This is a genomic window from Mesorhizobium sp. M0518, assembly GCF_040321125.1.
Lineage (GTDB): Bacteria > Pseudomonadota > Alphaproteobacteria > Rhizobiales > Rhizobiaceae > Mesorhizobium.
In genome coordinates this window covers 1-16,094 of the sequence record NZ_JAMYQY010000013.1, presented here as the reverse complement: position 1 = coordinate 16,094, position 16,094 = coordinate 1, and the positions used below count along the sequence as shown (strand labels likewise).

The 16,094-nt window shown below is 64.0% G+C and carries 12 protein-coding genes; 8 read left to right on the top strand and 4 right to left on the bottom strand.

Going from position 1 to position 16,094, the window contains the following annotated elements; all coding sequences use genetic code 11:
• Positions 1-177 precede the first annotated feature (177 nt).
• Positions 178-1,494, top strand: coding sequence for an NAD(P)H-dependent oxidoreductase (locus NKI66_RS19300; protein WP_352752584.1), 1,317 nt, complete (start codon positions 178-180; stop codon positions 1,492-1,494).
• 3 nt (positions 1,495-1,497) lie between these two features.
• Here the strand turns inward: NKI66_RS19300 and proC are convergent, their stop codons facing one another.
• Genes proC through NKI66_RS19285 form a run of 3 tightly spaced genes read right to left on the bottom strand, consistent with a single transcriptional unit; the run spans position 1,498 to position 4,674 of the window.
• On the bottom strand, positions 1,498-2,313 hold the full coding sequence (proC, locus tag NKI66_RS19295) for a pyrroline-5-carboxylate reductase (protein WP_023809199.1): 816 nt from the start codon (positions 2,311-2,313) through the stop codon (positions 1,498-1,500).
• A gap of 59 nt (positions 2,314-2,372) precedes the next feature.
• Positions 2,373-3,707, bottom strand: coding sequence for an O-antigen ligase family protein (locus NKI66_RS19290; protein WP_352752582.1), 1,335 nt, complete (start codon positions 3,705-3,707; stop codon positions 2,373-2,375).
• Positions 3,676-4,674 carry a glycosyltransferase family 2 protein gene (locus tag NKI66_RS19285; RefSeq protein WP_352441054.1) on the bottom strand — a complete coding sequence of 333 codons (999 nt, stop codon included), beginning with the start codon at positions 4,672-4,674 and terminating at the stop codon, positions 3,676-3,678. The genes NKI66_RS19290 and NKI66_RS19285 overlap by 32 nt, the downstream gene beginning before the upstream one ends.
• A 172-nt stretch (positions 4,675-4,846) precedes the next feature.
• Between NKI66_RS19285 and NKI66_RS19280 the strand changes: the two genes are divergently transcribed.
• Genes NKI66_RS19280 through NKI66_RS19270 form a run of 3 tightly spaced genes read left to right on the top strand, consistent with a single transcriptional unit; the run spans position 4,847 to position 7,730 of the window.
• Positions 4,847-6,019: a glycosyltransferase family 4 protein gene (locus tag NKI66_RS19280; protein ID WP_352441053.1), complete on the top strand. Its 1,173-nt coding sequence runs from the start codon at positions 4,847-4,849 to the stop codon at positions 6,017-6,019.
• The gene (locus NKI66_RS19275; protein ID WP_352441052.1) at positions 6,016-6,810 is read left to right on the top strand and encodes a WecB/TagA/CpsF family glycosyltransferase; all 795 of its coding nucleotides are present in this window, start codon (positions 6,016-6,018) and stop codon (positions 6,808-6,810) included. The genes NKI66_RS19280 and NKI66_RS19275 overlap by 4 nt, the downstream gene beginning before the upstream one ends.
• Positions 6,807-7,730: a DUF6492 family protein gene (locus NKI66_RS19270; RefSeq protein ID WP_352752580.1), complete on the top strand. Its 924-nt coding sequence runs from the start codon at positions 6,807-6,809 to the stop codon at positions 7,728-7,730. The genes NKI66_RS19275 and NKI66_RS19270 overlap by 4 nt, the downstream gene beginning before the upstream one ends.
• Positions 7,731-7,785: 55 nt before the next feature.
• Here NKI66_RS19270 and NKI66_RS19265 read toward each other — a convergent pair whose 3' ends face one another.
• Positions 7,786-9,081, bottom strand: a complete 1,296-nt coding sequence (locus NKI66_RS19265) for a lipopolysaccharide biosynthesis protein (RefSeq protein WP_352752578.1) — start codon at positions 9,079-9,081, stop codon at positions 7,786-7,788.
• Between the two features lie 198 nt (positions 9,082-9,279).
• Between NKI66_RS19265 and NKI66_RS19260 the strand changes: the two genes are divergently transcribed.
• From NKI66_RS19260 to NKI66_RS19245, 4 genes are all read left to right on the top strand, one after another.
• Positions 9,280-11,826, top strand: coding sequence for a GumC family protein (locus NKI66_RS19260; RefSeq protein WP_352752576.1), 2,547 nt, complete (start codon positions 9,280-9,282; stop codon positions 11,824-11,826).
• Positions 11,827-12,006: 180 nt separating this feature from the next.
• Positions 12,007-12,906, top strand: a complete 900-nt coding sequence (gene folD, locus NKI66_RS19255) for a bifunctional methylenetetrahydrofolate dehydrogenase/methenyltetrahydrofolate cyclohydrolase FolD (RefSeq protein ID WP_128302655.1) — start codon at positions 12,007-12,009, stop codon at positions 12,904-12,906.
• Between the two features lie 20 nt (positions 12,907-12,926).
• Positions 12,927-13,925 carry a GlxA family transcriptional regulator gene (locus NKI66_RS19250; protein ID WP_032908654.1) on the top strand — a complete coding sequence of 333 codons (999 nt, stop codon included), beginning with the start codon at positions 12,927-12,929 and terminating at the stop codon, positions 13,923-13,925.
• Between the two features lie 364 nt (positions 13,926-14,289).
• Entirely contained in the window at positions 14,290-15,954 is a 1,665-nt protein-coding gene (locus NKI66_RS19245) for a vWA domain-containing protein (RefSeq protein WP_352752574.1), read from the top strand.
• The last annotated feature ends 140 nt before the right edge of the window (positions 15,955-16,094 follow it).

Here is a 16,094-nt window from a genome sequence, read left to right as displayed (position 1 = left end):
TTTATTGGGGTTGTTCGCTGCGATGTCAATTGGTTGCGCTTCGGCCAATCGAGCCCCGAAGGACGTCCCTTCCGAGACGATTTCGTGGAAATTGCCGGTCGCGACCGGGTTTCGTTGGCAAATAGAACCCGTTCCCTGCTATCCGATCCCAAATCACGAAGCTGTGGACATTCCTGCATGATCAACGTCGCCCTGACCGGCCTTGCCCGTGATCTCGCCAGGCGTGCCGCCGAAGGCCGCCCGGTGCGCATTGGTGTCATCGGCTCGGGCGAAATGGGCACCGATCTGGTCACGCAAGGCATGCTGATGCCAGGCATTTCGATCTGCGCCGTCTCGACGCGCCGCCCGCACACCGCGCGCGATGCCATCCGCATCGCCTATGGCGATGAAGCCATGGCGGTCGAAGCCGACACCGCGTCGAAAGTCACCGGCGCCATCGAGAGCGGCAAGATCGCCATCACCTCGAACGAGATGCTGGTCACCAATCCGCTGATCGACGTCGTCATCGACGCCACCGGCAAGCCGGGTGTCGCCGCCGACTTCGACCTCATGGCGATGGAGCACGGCAAGCATCTTGTGATGATGAACGTCGAGGCCGACGTCACCATCGGTTGCTATCTGAAGCAGCAGGCCGACCGGCTTGGCGTCGTCTATTCGGTGGGTGCGGGCGACGAGCCGTCGAGCTGCATGGAACTGATCGAGTTTGCGTCGGCACTCGGGCTGACCATCGTCTCGGCCGGCAAGGGCAAGAACAACCCGCTCAACCACGATGCCGTGCCGGACGACTATCGCGCCGAAGCGATCCGCCGCAACATGAACCCGCGCATGCTGGTCGAGTTCGTCGACGGCTCCAAGACCATGGTCGAGATGTGCGCCATCGCCAACGCCACCGGGCTGGTGCCCGATGTGCCCGGCATGCACGGCCCCAAGGCCGACCGCGACGACCTCGCCAAGGTGCTCATTCCGCGCGAGGATGGCGGTCTGCTGTTGAAGAAAGGCGTCGTCGACTACACGGTCGGCAAAGGCGTCGCGCCTGGCGTCTTCGTCATCGTCGAGGCGACGCATCCGCGCATCATCGAGCGCATGGACGATCTGCATATCGGCCACGGCCCCTATTACAGCCTGTTCCGGCCCTATCATCTGACGTCGCTGGAGGTGCCGCTGACCGCCGCCCGCATCGTGCTTTTCGGCAAGCCCGACATGGTGCCGTTGCCGAGGCCGGTGGCCGAAGTGTGCGCCGTCGCCAAGCGCGACCTTGCCGCCGGCGAGACCTTCGATGCGATCGGCGAGACCTGCTACCGCTCCTGGACCATGACCGTCGGCGAAGCCCGCGCCCGGCGCGCTGTGCCGGTCGGCCTGCTCGAGGGCGGCAAGGTGCTGAAACCGGTCAGGAAAGGTGAGTTGCTGACGTCAGACAATGCATCGCCCGACCAGACGACGAGGCTGTTCGCCTTGCGCCGGCTGCAGGACGAGATGCTGTACGGGGCAAGCTGAGGATTATTTCCCCAGCTCGACAGACCGCAACCGCGCCGCCTCCACCGCCTGCGTCAGCAGATTTGTCAGCCGGTCCTCGCCCATCAGCACCTCCAGCGCCGCGGCCGTCGTCCCTTTGGGGCTGGTCACCTGCTGGCGCAGCACGCCCGGCTCTTCGCTGCTTTCTGCGGCAAGCGAGGCAGCGCCGTAGACGGTCTGCATGGCGAGCAGCTTGGCGGTTTTGGCTGGCAGCCCGGCCTTCTCGGCGGCCACGGTCAGCGCCTCGATGAAATGGAAGATATAGGCCGGCCCCGATCCGGACACGGCGGTCACCGCATCCATCAAGCCCTCGTCGTCGATGGTGGCCACTTCGCCGCTCGCCGACAAAAGGTCGGCGACGAAACGCTTGGTATCGTCGGACACCAGTCTGTTGGAGAACACCACCATCATCCCCTTGCCGATCGCCGCGGGCGTGTTGGGCATGCAGCGCACGACCGGCGCGCGGTTGCCGAGGATTTCCTCGAAGGTGGCGGCAGGCGTGCCGGCGGCGATGCTGACGAAGGTGGTGCGGCCGTCGCCGAAGCGCTTGTAGGCGGCAATCACGTTGCGGATCACTTGCGGCTTCACCGCGATGACGACGAGATCGGGCACGGCATCGGCCGGTATGCCATCGGCATCGGCTGATGTCGCGCAGCCCAGCGCTGCCGCGCGATTGCGCAGATCGGCATTGGGCTCGACCACGAAGACCGCCGACGGCGCAAGCTTGCCGGATTTCAGCCAGCCCGAGAGCATGGCGTAGCCCATATTGCCGCAGCCGGCGAGAACAAGTCTGATCGTCATCGAAAGCCCTCCGAAGGAAGCCATCACATAGACGCTGGCGCTTCCCTGGGGAAGCCCTGTCAGGATCGCGAGCCACGATCGGGATCGCGTACCGCGATTGGCCGCAGCGACACTTGCCTGAGGCCAAGCACGCCGAGCACGAAGAACAGCCAGACCGGGTCGCCGCGATGGAAGAAGAAGCTTTCGAGGAAGGCGTTCAGCGCCGTGAACAGCACCACCATCATGAAGAAGTCGCCGAGAAAGATGTTTTCCCTGCGCAACGGAATGCGCATGTAGTCGCGCAGCGGCGCGATGAGGAAAGTGTAGACCGCCACGCACAGTGCCGGAATGCCCATCAGCACGGCGATGTCGAGATAGCCGTCATGGCCGTGCACGATGGTCCTGATGTCCCACGGCCGGTCGAAAGGCTGATCCTGGTTGAGCAGCAGCGGCGTGCCCCAGAAGCTCTCATAGCCGTAGCCGGTCCATGGCTTCTTCGCCAGCATGCTGCCGGCGAACTCCCACAGCGTCGTGCGGCCGGTATAGGTCATGCCGGGGAAATAGATCGCCGCCAGATGTTTTACAGGCGGCAGGAAGACGATGCCCAGCGTGCCGACCGCTGTCGCGACGATCGCCAGCGAAAACAGGATCGGCGTGCCGAGCCGCATGCCTATCAGGCTCGGGAACATCACGATCAGGATCGAGAACGGCACCAGGCCGGCGGTCGTCTTGGAGCCGGTGTGCAGCATGAAGATCATTGCTGCGAGGAAGATCCCGGCGCCCCAGTAGCGCTGTCCGCGCCGGTAGAGATAGAGGCCTGCGAAGCTGAGGCAGGCCATGATCGGCCCGGCGATGTTCTTGTGGGTAAACACGCCGCGCCACAGGCCGGCATGCTCGGGCTCCTGCGAGTCGGCGGTGTGCATCGCCTCGTGCGGAAAGACGATGAGGCCGAGATAGGAAAGGCCCATGACCACGACGGCGGTGAAGATGATCACCTTCGAGAAGGCTTCGGCGTCGCGCGGCAGCACCAGGATCGTCGCCATCGTCAGGATGCCGATCAGGGTGAAGGAGGCGGCGCGCATCGCCGAAGGCGGATCGGTCGACAGGACCACCGACAGGAAAAAGAAGCCCAGCATCAGCACCCAGGATGGGCTGAGCAGCGAGCGCACGACGCGCGGATCGGCAAAGGCCATCAGCGAGAAGATCGACATGGCGCCGAGCGAGCCGAAGCCAAGCTGGTTGACGATGTCGCCGCCTTGACCGGTAAGTTCTGCGCCGCCCGGCTGGAACGGCCGGAAGGACACCATGATGACGGTGAACAGCAGCGCGGCAATGGCGGTGGCCACGCCTTCGCGCGTGAACGCGGCGCTGAGCGGCGCGTGCTCAGTTTTTCTCAGGCTGGCGGTATTGCTCATTGGCATATCCGAATTCGGCCAGCACGCGGCCCAGCGCCACATGGACGGGGTAGATGGCGATATCAGGCGATCCGGTCCGCGCCAGCCGGATCAGGCCGCGAAAGGGCGAAGCGGCAAGCAGTGCCAGGCTCTTCAGCAACACTTTGGCGCCGGCCATTGGCGTGCCGGCACGCTTCTTCTTTTCGACCAGTGTCGAGATCACGCCGTTGCGCAGGCTGCGGGCACGGATCCAGTCGGCTTCGATACGCCGCGCCGGAACGGTTTCCAGCACCTTGGCCTCGGCGCACCAACCCAGAACAAAGCCCTTTTGCGCCGACCGGCTGAGAAAGTCGGAATCGCCGCCGCCCATGAAGTTGAATCTGAGATCGAGAAAGGGCGGACCCATGGCGATCAGCACGTTGCGCCCGACCAGAAGATTGCCGGACGAATAGAGCGCAGGCACGCGCCCGGTTTCCCGATAAGGCGGCGCGAACACCGGATGCTCGGCCCATCGCGCATGGGCAGGGTCGGCAAACATGGGCACCTGCGGGCCGCCGACAATATCGGCGCCAAGCGTTTCGGCAGCCTGGCACATCCGTTCCAGCCATTGCGGATCGGCGATCTCGTCATCGTCGATGACCAGCAGATGCCTGAAGTTCGGGAATTGCAGGATGGCCGTCTGCCAGCCGGCATTGTAGGCGCTGCAATTGCCGCGCTCATGCGCGATGATCGCTAAGCCCGACATTTCGCCCCGCTCGAACAGCGGCAGCGCTGCCTTGGCGCCGGCCCGCGCCTCGGCTTCGTTTTCCATGACGATCACGGCAAAGCGCCTGCCGGTTTGCTGCGCGCGCAGCGACGCCAGCGTTTCCAGCACCTGCTCGGGGCGCTTGAAGGTCGGCAAGGTGACGACGGCTTCGACGGCCTCGACGTCGAGCCGCGGCGTGCGTCCAGCGATCGATACCGAACCGTCCGATGGCAAAGGGATCATCCGCGTCCAGCCACATGGTGAGTTGGGCTCTGGTAGCACCACGGTTGATAAGGTTTCGTTAATCACCTTCCACGGAGAAGCCCGCCAGACAGGGACTTTCGGCCGTCGAATGTGCTGGCTTAATCAAGGGTTCACCGCACTTTGCTACCGGCTACACCACAGGATAGGTGAGATGCATCTGCTGTTCGCCACATCGATCGTGCCTGACGGCGCTCTCGCCTCGGGCTACGAGATCGCCAACGCTGCGATCATCGCTGCCTTGCGGCGCGCTGGCGCGCGCGTAACCGTCATCGGCTTCACCTGGCCGGGAAAACCCGCGGCCGACCCCGAAAACACCGTGGTTCTGGGTGCCATCGACGTGCGCACGGACAATGCCTCCGCGCGGCAAAAGCTGGCCTGGGTCGGCAAGGCGCTGCTTTCGGGCCTCACCTTCGCCTCGGCCAAGCTGCGCGCCGTGTCCGACAGCGATGTTCTCGCTGCCATTGAGCGCGCTGGACCGGTTGATGGCTATGTCTTGAATTCCGTGCAGTTCGCCGGTGCCTTCGAAAAACTGTTCACCGACCGGCCTTCGATCTTCGTTGCCCACAATGTCGAGCATCTTTCGGCGCGGGAGAATGCCGCTGCCGCCGGCAGCCTCTTCCAGCGCCTGCTGTTTCGCCGCGAGGCGAGGCTGCTCAAGACCATCGAAGACCGTCTCTGCCGCCGGGCGCGCTTCGTCTTCACCCTGGCCGAAGAAGACCGCACCGCCCTCGGTGTCGCCTCGCACGACCGCTCGGCGGTGCTGCCGCTGGTGACCGGTGCCCACGCGCCGACCCTGAAAGGCCCGCGCCGCATCGACTGCGACGCCGCCCTGATCGGCACCTGGACCTGGCAGCCGAACCGCATCGGCCTCGACTGGTTCCTGGGCAAGGTCGTGCCGCATCTGCGGCTCGACTTTCGCATCCGCATCGCCGGCCACATGCCTTCGGGCGTCACGTCGAAGCATCCGGGTGTTGAATTTGTCGGCCGCGTGCCCGACGCGCAGGCTTTCGTGCGTGGCGCTGCCGTCATCCCGCTGATCAGCACCGCCGGCAGCGGCGTCCAGTTGAAGACAATCGAAACCTTCGAGCTCGGCCTGCCTTCCGTCGCCACCAGCCGTTCGCTGCGCGGCATCGACCACCGTCCGGCCAACTGCGTCGTCACCGACGATCCCGTCGCCTTCGCCAGGGCACTCGAGGCTGCGGCGGCCGACATCCGCGACGTTGACGGCAGCGCGTTCCGGGGCTCGCAGGTCAAGGCGCTCGACGCTGCCATCCGGCTCGGCCTCGAAAAGCTCGCACCCGTCAGGCAGGAGGCATTTGCGTGAACATGCATTCCGCCCGCGCCGCGTTCGGGCTCGACACGCTGAAGACGATCCTTGGCATCCCGGTGGTTGCGGTCCGCTGGAACGATGCCATCGCCCTGCTGAACCGGTTGATTGCCGAGCGGCGCTTCACCAAGGTCAGTTTCCTCAACGCCCACAACGCCAACATCGCCTATACCGACCCGGTGTTCGCCGAGGCACTCGATGATTTCCTCATCCTGCCCGACGGCATCGGTATCGATCTGGCGGCGAGACTCCTCTACGGGGCGCCATTTCCCGACAATCTCAACGGTACCGATTTCGTCCCGGCCTTCCTGCAGGCCTCGACGACGCCGCTCACCGTCGGCCTGCTCGGCGCGACGCGCGTCAATGCCGAAGCGGCGTCGGTCAAGCTGGCCGCATTGGCGGTGCAGCACAAATTCGTGGTGATCCATGACGGCTATTTCCCTGCTTCGCAGGAGCAGGAAATCGTCGACCGGATTGCCGCGCTTCGGCCCGACGTGCTGCTCGTCGCCATGGGCGTGCCGCGCCAGGAATTGTGGATCGAACGCCATATCGACGCGCGCCATTGCACGCTGCCGATCGCGGTCGGCGCGTTGCTTGATTTCCTGAGCGGCGCGGTGCCCCGCGCGCCCTTGTGGATGCGCCGGCTGCGGCTCGAATGGCTGTTCCGGTTGGCTGTCGAACCGAGCCGCCTGTGGCGCCGTTATGTGGTCGGCAATCCGCTGTTCCTGCTGCGCGTCCTTAGGCAGAAATTCTCGCTTGCGCCCGAAGCTGCGAGGGATATCAAGTGAACAGCAGGTTCGTGCCAGGTGCCGCTGTCGAGCCAAGCCCGCTGCGGCAGACACCGACGGCGGCAATCGTGACGGCAAGCTACGCGCCCGACTTCGAGCGCTGCCGCCTGCTGTGCGAGACACTTGATCGCCACGTTTCGGGCGCGGCGCACCATTACATCCTGGTCGAACATCGCGACGTCAGTCTGTTTCGCCAATTGGAAACCGGCCGCCGCACGGTCGTCGACGAGCGTGAATTGCTGCCGCGCTGGCTGCACGCCTTCGACGATCCGCTCAGCCTGTTTCGCCGGCGCGTCTGGCTCAGCCTGAAGACTCAGCCGCTGCGCGGCTGGCATGTACAGCAATTGCGCCGCATCGCCATATCGGCGCATGCATCTCAAGACGTGCTCATCTTCTGCGATTCAGACGTCGCTTTCCTCAAACCTTTCGACTGCGGCGCCTTCTGGCGCGACGGCAAGGTGCGCCTGTTTCGCCGCGACGGTGTCCTGGCGGACGAAGGTCATGAGGAGCATCGCATCTGGTCGCGCAATGCGGGATCGGCACTCGGCATCGACCCGTCCCGGACGTCGATCCATGACTATATCTCGACGCTGATCGCCTGGCGGCGCGACACCGTGCTGGCCATGTGCGCCGAGATCGAGAAGGTCCATGGCCGCGACTGGATCGAGGTCGTCGGCTCGGCGCGCAAATTCTCCGAATGCATGATCTACGGCCGCTATGTCGACGATCTGCTGGAGGGCGCCGGCCACTTCCACGGTTCGGAAGAATTCTGCCGCGTCCACTGGACCGGCGAAGCGCTTTCGGATGACGAGTTCCGCCGCTTCGTTGCCGCCATGGCGCCGGAGCAGGTGGCGATCGGCATGCAATCCTTCATCGGCACCGATATCGGCCGCATCCGCCGACTGATTGGGTTGGATTAGAGCATCCCGAAAAGCGGGAACCGGTTTTTGGAAAAGATCAGGTGCAAAGAAAGTCCTAGACGGGTTTGGCCGGCTTGCGCATCGCCGAATAGGTGAGCAGCGCCGAGGCGAGATACAGAAGCAGGAAGACGACATTGAGCGATAGCACCAGATTCGGCGTGTCGAGGATGGTCGTCAGCACATAGGTCAGCAACAGTGCCTTCAGCGCGGCGAGCAGGCCGAGATTGAGCGCCCGTACCAGCGTCTGGCCGCGCGCGAACAAAAGTTCGGCCTGGTATTCGACAAGATTGCGCAGTCCCGGCACGCAGATCGCCAGCACCACCAGCGGGGCAGCCTCGGCGACATTCTTGCCGAGTGCGTTGGGGAAGAAGTGCAGCACGATGCCAAGCGTCAGCAGCGCTGCCGTGGAGACCGCGAACACACCGCCTTCGATGCCGCTCTTGACCGCCAGCCGTGACAACAGTTCCGGTGCGCGCATCATGCGCTGCACCAGCATCATCGAGAAGGTGCGGATCGGAATGGCCGTCAGGTCTACCAGCCGCATGATGATGGCGTAGATGCCAGCCAGATGCGGGCCGCCGATCGCCAGCACCAGCAGCTTGTCGAACTCCATCTGCAGGTAGAACAGCACTTCGGCGCCGGCCACATAGATGGAATCGGCCAATCGCCGAAGATACAGAGCGACCCGCAGCCGCAGCCTCTGGCGCGGGTAGAAGAAGCCGAAGGCAATCAGCAGCGAGGCGGCATTGGCGCCGATATAGAACCAAGACCATATCCAGACGCTGTGTTGTGCTGAGAACATGAACAGCACCGCGCCGACTGCCCGCAGCGCGGTCGCCAGGATGGCCAGCAGCGCGGCGCGGCCGAATTTGCCCAGGCCGTTGTTGACGATCAGTGCTACCTCGACCGGCCGCCACAACAGCGCTTCGGCAAAGACGATTGCCGCAAACACCGACAGCGGCACGGTGTCGGCGAAGAAAAGCAGATAGACGCCGAACGAGGCCGCGGCCAGCAGCGGCAGCGACAGCACGCCGAGCAGCAGGAAGCCGGCGGAGAAGGTGCCGATCAGATTGGGGCGGATGGTGGCGGTGCGGTAGAGCGCCGAGATGAACCCGAAAGCGAGGATGCGCGACAGCATGACACCGGCCGCCGACGCGGTGGCGAACATGCCGAATTCGGAAATGGACAGCGTGTTGGCCAACGCGATGAAATAGGCCAGCGAAAACACCAGTCGCCCGCCGGCGCCGCTGATCGCCGAGAAATAGTCGCGAAGCAGCCCCCGTCGTTCGGCCAAAAAGCTGCCGATCCGGGCGAGGGGCCGCCTTTGCGGTATGTCACTGGCCTGCGTCATGTCTCGAGGAGAGCCTAGGCCGGAAAACTTAACGTGCCGTTCTGGAGCTTGGGCTTGTGTCGAAAATAGATGCAACCGAAGCGAGAAACCGACGCTTCGGCGCGGGAAAATTAACCTTTTGTTTTCCATGCCTGTTTAGCGTGGCTTAACGAATGGCCAATCGCCGTTTGCAGGTCGCCAAAGGTAAAGTTCCAGACGATGGTCGACAGGGAAAACCGCGAAGACTGGAAGCGCGAGCGCTCATTGCTGGCGCTTGGCCAGGCTGTGCGCGGCGACGAACCCGACGCTTCCCTGGTCTCGATAGGCGATCGGGCAGACCCGTCATGGCGCGAGGATGCCGCCACCCGTCATCGCCTCGCCCGTTCGCAGCGCGAGGCGCGCAACCCGAAACTGTCGGATCCGGTCGCAACCGACGGGGATCAGGAGCGGGCTTCATCGCCGCACCGCGCGCAAACCACGCCACGGACACAAATCAGTGCCGCCGAAACCGCTGGCGCCCGTCGCGCCGATCATGCATCGGAACCTTACGCTGCGGGCGACGCGTCGGTATCCCGAAACGACGGCATGGACAGCCAGCAGTGGAAGCCGCTGATCGACCCGATGCAGGTCGTGCGCGGTGTCGGCAAGTCGAAGCTGCTGATCGTGACGACGACGATACTGGGCGCCGCGCTCGGCATCACCATCGCGCTGTCGACGCCGAAGAAATACGAAGCCACCACCGAACTGATCGTCGACCCACGCGACCTGAAGCTCACCGATCGCGACCTCACCCAGTCGGTCGTGGCTTCCGATGCAACGCTGGCCATCGTCGAGAACCAGGTCCGGGTGCTGACATCAGGCACCGTTCTCAACAAGGTCGTGGACAAGCTCAATCTGGTCAATGATCCGGAATTCAATGGGCAAGGCGGCGGCGGCCTCAGCGTCATGTCGCTCATCCGCTCCGTCCTGTCCCGCAATGACGGGCCGGGCGGTGTCGACGACGCCCGCCGCCGCGCGCTTGCTGTCGGCAATCTGGCCGAGAGCCTTTCGGTCGAGCGCGGCGGCAAGACCTTCGTCATCACCGTCAGTGCCACCACGCAGAATGGCGAGAAATCGGCCCTCATCGCCAACACGATGACGGATGTCTTTCTGCAGACTTTCGGCCAGATACAGTCGGACACCGCAGGCCGCGCCACCGACGAACTGACGGCCCGGCTTGACGAGTTGCGCAAGGGAGTCGAGGCCGCCGAGCGCAAGGTCGAAGATTTCAGGGCCACGCACGACCTTGTCGACGCGCAGGGCCATCTCATCAGCGATGACGAGATGCTGAAGCTCAACGAGCAACTGTCGATTGCCCGCGCCCGCACGCTGGAGCTGAATGCCCGGGCCGCTTCGGCGCGGTCGGTCGACGTCAATTCGGTCCTCACCGGCACCTTGCCGGAGGAGATCAACTCCAACACGATGAGCGATCTGCGTTCGCAATATGCGTCGCTCAAGCAGGAGGCTGACCGCGCCGCCATCCGGTTCGGCCCGCGTCATCCCGAACTCCAGGCGCTCAATGCCCAGATTGCCGGCGCACGCGACCGCATCGCCGCGGAGCTGCGCCGTATAGGCTCGTCGCTGCAGGTCGACCTCAAGCGCGCGGTCCAGCTCGAACAGGACCTTGCCTCTCGCCTGGCGCAGCTGAAGGTCCGCAGCGGCGACGTCAACAGCGACCTGGTGTCGATGCGCGAACTGGAGCGCGAGGCGACCGCCAAGCGTTCCGTCTACGAACAGTATCTGCTGCGCGCCAAGGAAACCGGCGAGCAGAAGGACATCAACACAGCCAACATCAACGTGATCTCGAAGGCCTTCGCGCCGCTCGAGGCAAACGGGCCGTCGCGGGTCGTGGTCGCGCTCGGCGGCCTGTTGCTGGGCTTTGCCTCCGGCATTGGCCTCGGAGCCATGCGTGGCGCCTATGAGAGCCTGCGTGACACCGCCAATTCGCGCTCGCGCCGCGACCATGGCACGGACGAACGCCGGACGCCTTACGAAGACAAGGCATATCGGGCAGCGCCGCCGGCGCCGCCACAAACACCAGCGCCGCAGCCATCGACACCCCCGCCTGCATCACCACCGCCGGCCGCGCCACCGCCTGTCCAGCAAGCCGAGGTCTCGCCGGCCGAAGGTCCCGGCCGGATCGGTGCCTTGCTGTCGAGACTGCATAAGTCCGTCTCCCGCAGGCCATCCCGGGAGGAGCCGTTCGATACCGTTGAATGGGCCTCTGCCGAAAACGCGAAACCAATGCAGGATCCGCAATACCGCGCTTATCCCCAGTCGGCGCCGGCCTTCGAGCCTCGGCAGGCGGCCGCGACAGCATACCCGGCGCCGCCTTTCCAGCCCGGCGGCCATCCGCAGCAGACGGCGCAGCCGCCACTGCCGCCTCCCATGGTGACGCAGCGGCCATATTCCGGGCCGCAGCTCTATCCCTACGCGCAGCCATTGGGCTACGCGCAGCCGCCGGGCTATCCCTATTTGCCATCGATGCCGGCCGCCAACGCCGGGCAGCAGCCCGATCCGGCTCAGCCTGCTTCCGAGTCCTATCCACAACCGCCCCTCCAGCAGCAACAGGCGCCTCAGCCTCATCAGCAATCGGCGGAGCCGTCGCGGGCCGTGGAGGATGCCGAGCAGCAAGCGCCAATCGAGGAAATCCGCGCCAGCCTGCGCGAATTCCGCGAAGCGGTTCGCGAACTGACCGAGAGCCGCGCGCGGCGCCGCTACTTCTGAGCCACAAAATTCTTCCAGGCGCCGTACAAAAACATGCCGGTTTCGCGTAAACGGCATGGGACGGCGCTTTGGCGGGATTGCATGTTGGAATTTTCGTGAAAATGCCACGCTGTGAAAGATCGAAAAGCGCGTCGCTTTCGGAAGCGACGCGCTTGGGCATTCTGGTGTTGAGGGTAGTCCATGGCTGTAGTGATTGATGGCAAGAGCGTTGCCGGGGACGTTGTGGGGACGGTCAAGTCCCTGACGGCTGAACTTGTCGCCAAGGGCAAGCCCAAGCCCGGTCTTGCCGTGGTCATCGTCGGCGAGGATCCTGCCAGCCAGGTCTATGTCGCGTCCAAGTCGCGCACCGCCAAGGAATGCGGCTTTCATTCCGTCCAGCACACGCTGCCGGCCGAAACCTCGGAACCGGCATTGCTGAAGATCATCGGCGACCTCAACGCCGATCCGGCCATCAACGGCATCCTCGTGCAGCTTCCGCTGCCGGCCCACATCGACGCCGGCAAGATCATCCAGACCATCGCGCCGGAAAAGGATGTCGACGGCTTCCATTTCATCAATGTCGGCAAGCTCGGCACCGGTGAACTCGAGACAGCCTTCGTGCCTTGCACGCCGGCCGGCTCGATGCTTCTGATCGAGCGGGTGCGCGGTAAGGATTTGTCCGGTCTCAACGCCGTCGTCGTCGGCCGCTCCAACATCGTCGGCAAGCCGATGGCCAACCTCCTGCTTGCCGCCAATTGCACCGTCACCATCGCCCATAGCCGCACCAGGGACCTGCCGGCACTTGCCCGCACCGCCGACATTCTTGTCGCGGCCGTCGGCAGGCCGGAGATGATCAGGGGTGATTGGGTCAAGCCAGGCGCCACCGTCATCGATGTCGGCATCAACCGCATTCCGGCGCCGGAAAAGGGCGAGGGCAAGTCCCGTCTCGTCGGCGATGTCGCCTATGCCGAAGCGGCCAAGGCCGCCGGCGCCATCACGCCGGTGCCTGGCGGTGTCGGGCCTATGACCATTGCCATGCTGATGGCCAATACGTTAGCCTCGGCCTACCTTGCGGCCGGATTGAAACGGCCGTCCTTCTGACCCGCCAGAAAGCCGCAGCTTTGCCGAACCCCAGTGTTCCCTCAGAACGGCCGGTCATCGCGGACCCCGTTCAAGGTGGCCGGCAGTTCGCATTCCTGCTGGTCGACAAGTTCTCCATGTTCTCGCTGGCTGCCGCGATCGATACGTTCCGGTCGGCGAACCGGTTGCTCGGCCGTGACTTCTACGGCTGGACGACGGTGTCGGCCGATGGCGATCCGGTGATGGCTTCCAACGGCCTGCCGCTCAAGATCGACTATGCCGTTGCCGACCTGCCGCCGGTCGATATCCTGTTCGTCTCGGTTGGGCTGACGACGGAATTCCCCGGCAAGAGCAAGGTGCTGGCGGCTTTGCGAAGCTGGGGCCGGCGCGGCAATGCGCTGGGTGCCCTGTCGGTCGGCTCCTATCTGCTGGCCGAGGCCGGCCAGCTCGAAGGCTATCGCTGCACCATCCATTGGGAAAACCGTGCCGGCTTCGTCGAACGCTTCCCCGACATCAACTGCACCGGCAACGTCTTCGAGATCGATCGCAAGCGCTACACCTGTGCCGGCGGCACCACTTCGATCGACCTGATGCTGGAGATCGTGCGCGGCGATTTCGGCTCGAACCTCGCCAATGGCGTCGCCAACCAGTTCCAGCACGAACGCATCCGCTCGGCCGGCGACCGTCAGCGCGTCGGGCCGGAACGCGACCTGACCGGCAAGTCGGAGAAGCTTAGGCGTATCGTCGAACTGATGGCCGACCACCTCGACGAGCCGCTGTCGGCGGTACAGCTGGCCAAATCCGCCGGCCTTTCGGTGCGCCAGGTCGAGCGCCTGTTCCTGCGCCATCTCAGCGTCACGCCCGGCCGTTATTACATGCGGTTGCGGCTGGAGCGGGCGCGCGAACTGCTGCGCCAGACCAACATGCCGATCCTCGACGTGGCGATCGCGACAGGCTTCACCTCGCATTCCTACTTCGCCCAGAGCTACCGGCTGCAATTCGGCAGGCCGCCCTCGGAAGAGCGCCGCACGACCTACTGAACTTCGCTTCCGTTGAAAGTACGGCATTCGGCCCGGCGCATCGGACCAGGGCAGCGATTTCGGGTTAACGGGTTCCTTCGGTGCCTTCGCTGCGCGTAGGCTGACGGGTGCATCAAACGAAAAACCCGCCTGAGCGGCGGGTCACCGGCGCAAATCAGCACCATGGACGAAAATGTACCATAGCTGAGGGCATAGAGTCAAGAAAAAATTCCTATCGCAAAAACTGCCGGCACTGCCGAACTGGCTGCCGTCTGGTCTTTGTCAAGCTGGGTTCGGAGCCCTACGCACCGGCGCCCGGACTTGTGTCCCGGCGCCGCGTCAAATAGCTTGCCGCCCGGATCAGGGGTGGATTTAGGAGATTTCGATGGCGGGACTTGCACGGGGTGTCGCGGTGGCGGTCCTCCTTTTGTCGATGACGACGTTCGGCTTCGCCGCAAACAAGGTCATCATCATTCTCGATGCGTCCGGCTCGATGTGGGCGCAGATCGACGGCAAGCCCAAGCTCGAAATCGCCCGCGAGTCGCTTCGAACCGTGCTTCAATCGGTCCCCACCGACGACGAGATCGGCTTCATGGCCTATGGCCATCGTGCAAAGGGCAGCTGCGACGACATCCAGCTGATCGTGCCGCCGCAGGCAGGTTCGGGCAGCGCCATTTCGGCCGCTGCCGACAGCCTGAAATTCCTCGGCAAGACACCGCTGACCGCTGCCGTCAAGCAGGCGGCCGAGGCGTTGAAATACACCGAGGACAAGGCGACCGTCGTGCTCATCACCGACGGGCTCGAAACATGCGGCGGCGACCCCTGCGCGCTTGGCAAGGAGCTCGAGGCATCCGGCGTCGACTTCACCGCCGATGTCGTCGGCTTCGGCCTCACCGCCGACGAGGGCAAGCAGATCGCCTGCCTCGCCGACAACACCGGCGGCAAATACATCCAGGCCTCCGACGAGAAGGCGCTGCAGGAGGCGCTTGCCGAGACCGTGGCGGCGCCGGTGCCGGAACCGGCACCCGCTCCGGCACCGGAGCCAGCGCCCGCACCGGAGCCGGCCAAACCGGACTTCAATTTCCAGCCGATAGCAGTGCTTGCCGAGGGCGGCGATCCCGTCACCGACGGCAACGCCTGGGAAATCTACAAGGCGAAACCCGACGGTACGCGCGGCGACTACGTCAGCACCGAATACGGCGCCTACAAGGCCAATCTGGAACCGGGCGACTATATCGTCGTGGCCAGTGACGGCCAGGCGAAGACCGAGCAGAAGGTCAAGATCGAGGCAGGCCAGGTCTACAAGCCTCTCTTCAACTTGAATGCCGGCACGCTGATCATCCACCCGCGACCGAACGCGGGGGCGGATGTCGTCGATGGCGCGGCTGTCGTCATCGATTATCCGGGTGCAGACATGCCCGCGACCTTTTATGGGACGACGAAAGCCGTGTTGCCGGCCGGCGACCAGAAGGTGACTGTCACGATCGGGCAGGGCGCGGCTACCGATACGATCCCGCTGGCTGCCGGCAAGACCGTGGAAAAGGACATGATTGCCGGTGTCGGCCATGTCGTTGCCAATGCTTACTATGCTGCCGGCGGCGACAAGGCGGACGGTTCAGGCATCGGCTTCAAGGTGCTCAAGGCAAAAAAGAAGATCGATGGAACCAGGGACGAGGTGACCTATGCCTACGGACCCGACAGCAAATTCGATCTGCCACCCGATGACTATGTGTTGATTGCGACGGTTGATCTCGCCGTCGTCGAGCAGCCGTTCACTGTCAAGGTGGGCGAATTTCAGGATCTGAAGGTCGCAATGAATGCCGGCGTGCTGGCGATCACCGCGCCCGGAGCCTCGAAGATCGAGATTTTCGAGGCCAAGAAGGACATCAACGGCAACCGCAAGTCGCTTGGCTATGCATTCGACCAGAAGTATCAGGCAGCGATCCCTGCGGGCGACTACGCCGTCGTCTCGGAGAAATCCGACAACAGTTCCAAAGAAGGCAACGTGACGGTCAAGGCCGGCGAGCGAGCCGAGCTAACCGTGCAATAGAATCGTATGCACAACCGCAAGAGGGCGGCCATGTGCCTAATGCAGTTCACTTAAGTTGGGCTGGATGAGGATCTGGTAAGACCTATCGAACAGGATGGAGATTCGTTTCCATCCTGTTCGTGTTTTGAGATGCCAGGTCG